4 protein-coding genes are annotated in these 2,919 nt (G+C 57.7%); all 4 read right to left on the bottom strand.

The window, feature by feature from the left end; all coding sequences use genetic code 11:
• On the bottom strand, positions 1 to 669 hold a 669-nt coding region (locus WA354_RS23555; RefSeq protein WP_472815467.1), incomplete at its 3' end, for a threonine ammonia-lyase.
• A 262-nt stretch (positions 670 to 931) separates the two neighbouring features.
• Positions 932 to 1,420, bottom strand: coding sequence for a hypothetical protein (locus tag WA354_RS23550; RefSeq protein ID WP_472815466.1), 489 nt, complete (start codon positions 1,418 to 1,420; stop codon positions 932 to 934).
• Between the two features lie 26 nt (positions 1,421 to 1,446).
• A complete protein-coding gene (locus WA354_RS23545) occupies positions 1,447 to 2,151 on the bottom strand; it encodes an HAD family hydrolase (protein ID WP_472815465.1) in 705 nt (234 codons plus the stop codon).
• Positions 2,152 to 2,181: 30 nt separating this feature from the next.
• Positions 2,182 to 2,697 carry a DUF3224 domain-containing protein gene (locus tag WA354_RS23540; RefSeq protein ID WP_472815464.1) on the bottom strand — a complete coding sequence of 172 codons (516 nt, stop codon included), beginning with the start codon at positions 2,695 to 2,697 and terminating at the stop codon, positions 2,182 to 2,184.
• Between the last annotated feature and the right edge of the window lie 222 nt (positions 2,698 to 2,919).

The following is a 2,919-nucleotide window of genomic DNA, read 5'->3' as shown; positions in this document are numbered from 1 at the left end:
GATGGTGACGGGCGCACCGGCTTCGCGGGCGCGGAGCATGGAGGGCAGGCGCTCAGGTTCGACACAGATCACGCGAATCTTAGGGTTGCTTTCCTTCAGGGCGCATGCGACGCCGCTGACAAGTCCACCGCCACCGATGGGGACGACTACGGCTTCAATGTCGGGTACCTGTTCGAGAAGTTCGAGGCCGATGGTGCCCTGGCCGCAGATCACTTCAGGGTCGTCGAAGGGGTGGATGAAGGTGCGGCCTTCTTCGACGCGTCGACGTACGGCCTCGTCGTAGGCTTCGTCGTAGCTGGCGCCATGGAGAATGACTTCAGCTCCGTATGCGCGCGTTGCGGCTACCTTGATCTGTGGAGTGGCAAGGGGCATCACGATCTGCGCGCGGATGTGACGTTGCGAGGCATGGAACGCGACGCCCTGTGCGTGATTGCCCGCGCTGGCTGCGATGACTCCGCGCTTGCGCTCGGTTTCGCTGAGGGTGAGGAGCTTGTTGAGGGCGCCGCGCTCTTTGAACGAGCCGGTTCGCTGGAGGTTCTCGAGCTTGAGATGCAACGGCAGCCCGGTGAGCTCGGAAAGATGATGCGAGAACTGGCATGGCGAGACGTGGATGGAGCTCTCGATGCGCGCGCGGGCGGACTGAATGCCGACAAGGGATACGGGTTCCAAGACAATCTCCTCATGCAGAAAGAGTGACTGAAAATGCGAAAACCACCAGCCGCGCTTGCGGGTGGTGGCCTGTGTGTTGCTGAACTACGGAATCCGGTTCGTCAGGCTTTTCCCGCGCACGTGATGTGGCTGCTAATTCGAATAGCGGGAATGAGGACGACAACAGCCAACGCGGGGCATGTGATTGCATGACCAGCTATCGCGTTAAGGCTGCAGTTGTGCATGACGTTGAATGAAGTAGAGCAGAGGCGAGCGCACGGCGTCAAGCCGTTACTGAGTCCTGGGGTTCGGTTGCGAGAGCTTCGCGCGCTGCTTCCTTCTGCCTGGAGATCTTATTGAGTTCGAACTGAAAGTAGACGAAGGAGAAGAGGAGCGTAAGGAACCAATTCAGGCGGAGATTGATGGGTTCGCGGCGATTGTAGTGCTCGAGCAGCTCCTCTCGAAGTTCGTAGATCACAACGATCCAGAGAAGCCAGGAGAAGAGAAACTCAAATCCGGTTACCAGGGAAGCGATGGCCCAGTAGAGCGAGCTTGATCTCGGGTCGATCTTGCGGACCCACACGCAGAGGTAGACCGGCCACGCAACCGCAACGGCATACACGGCGAAGTTACGATAAGCTCCCGGAACGAATCGGAATACGAGCGCTTCAGCGGAAAGAAGAGCCGCGAGCAGCAATCCCCAATGAACCCGTGGCGGAGACGGATAGCGCGAGCTGTATTTCCCAGCTTCCGCGACAGGCGATGCGTGCATACCGCATTTTAGCGCGAACCTGGATGCTAGAAAATGAATGAGAGCTTTGCGAAGGTGTCGAGTTCGATGAGATGCTGACCCTCCAAGGCAGTTGCAAGGGTCGCATGTTCCAGAATCCACGTATCTTTGTGGAAAAGAAAGACGGCATGGAGGCCAGCTGCGAGGGCGGGATTGATGTCGCTTTTGGGGCTGTTTCCGATCATCCAGCTGGTGTGCGGTGCGAGTTCGTAGCGTGCGATGACGGTCTGGTAGGCGGCGGGGTCTTTTTCAGCAACAATCTCGACGGCGGAGAAATATGAGGCGAGGCCGGAGTGGCGGAGCTTGTCTGCCTGCTCGGCGTGATCGCCCTTGGTCATCAGGATGAGCCGGTGGCGGGAGGCCAGATCGCGGAGCGTTTCTTCGACCTGCGGAAGAAGTTCAATTTCCTGCTCGGCTATGGAGCGGGCGAAACCGATGACGCGCTGACGCTTTTCATCGTTCATTGGCTCTGGGCTGAGACGTTCGAAACAGGTGACAAGAGAGCGAGTGAAGCTGGGCAGGCCGTAGCCGTGCGCGAGGATGGTTTCGCGCTCGACGGCATTGAGGGTTTGGCGAACCTCAGCGGGGGAGTATTCGTGGTGATTGAGATAGCTGATGAACGCTGCGATAGCGCGTTCGAAATAGACGTTGTTTTCCCATAGAGTGTCGTCGGCATCGATGAGGAGCGTCTGGCCGACCGGAAACTGAGGCATGAGACTATCGTACAAAATCGGAGCGATGACCTATTTCATTGTGGCGGGAAGCGTGTAGTCGAACTGATAGGAGTGCTTGCCGCTAACGATTCTGATGGTCATTGTCCCGGTGATACCGGTGAGATCGCCTGTGCCAGAGCCGGGCACAACTTTGACAATGAGCTCGAACTTGTTGTCGACCATGGTTCCGCAGTGCTGGAGGGCAAAAGTGCCGGTGCGTCCGTGGAGGGAGCCGGTGACCTGCTCGATGGCGACATAGCCTGCAGTGCCGGTCGCGGGATTTCCGGCGCCGAGCATTTCACCTTTGCTGGCGGCCTCGAGGTCGCCTTGAAACTGCTTGTCGAGGCCGTAGCGGCCGATGGCAGTGCCGGCGAGTGCTTCGTCAGCCGGTAACGGGGCGTTCTTCACATCGAATGTTCCCTCAGCGTGCATAGAAAATGGGCCATCCTTCGCGGTGGTTTGGGAGTGTGAATCCTGTGCTGAAATGAGAGTCGGCATTGGGAACCATCCTGAGAGGATTAGAAGGGCGATGATACCGATGTTCATTCGACGCACAATCTCTCCTTCGGTTAACGAAGAAATTGTACGGGATGAGCTGCTCGCCGGCCATGAACGATCGACAATGTGGCCTACTCGGCGAGTTTGAAGATGCGTATCTGCACGAGTTTCGCGATAGTGAGATTTTTGAAGCCGCGGTCCTGCATGCGTTGGATGAAGTCGGGCGTGATTTTGAAGATTCGTATCTGGATAAGTTCATCGAGATCGGGC

Source organism: Occallatibacter sp., assembly GCF_049802275.1.
GTDB lineage: Bacteria > Acidobacteriota > Terriglobia > Terriglobales > Acidobacteriaceae > Telmatobacter.
Note: the sequence above shows the minus strand (reverse complement) of the source record. Positions and strands in the feature narration are given on the sequence as shown.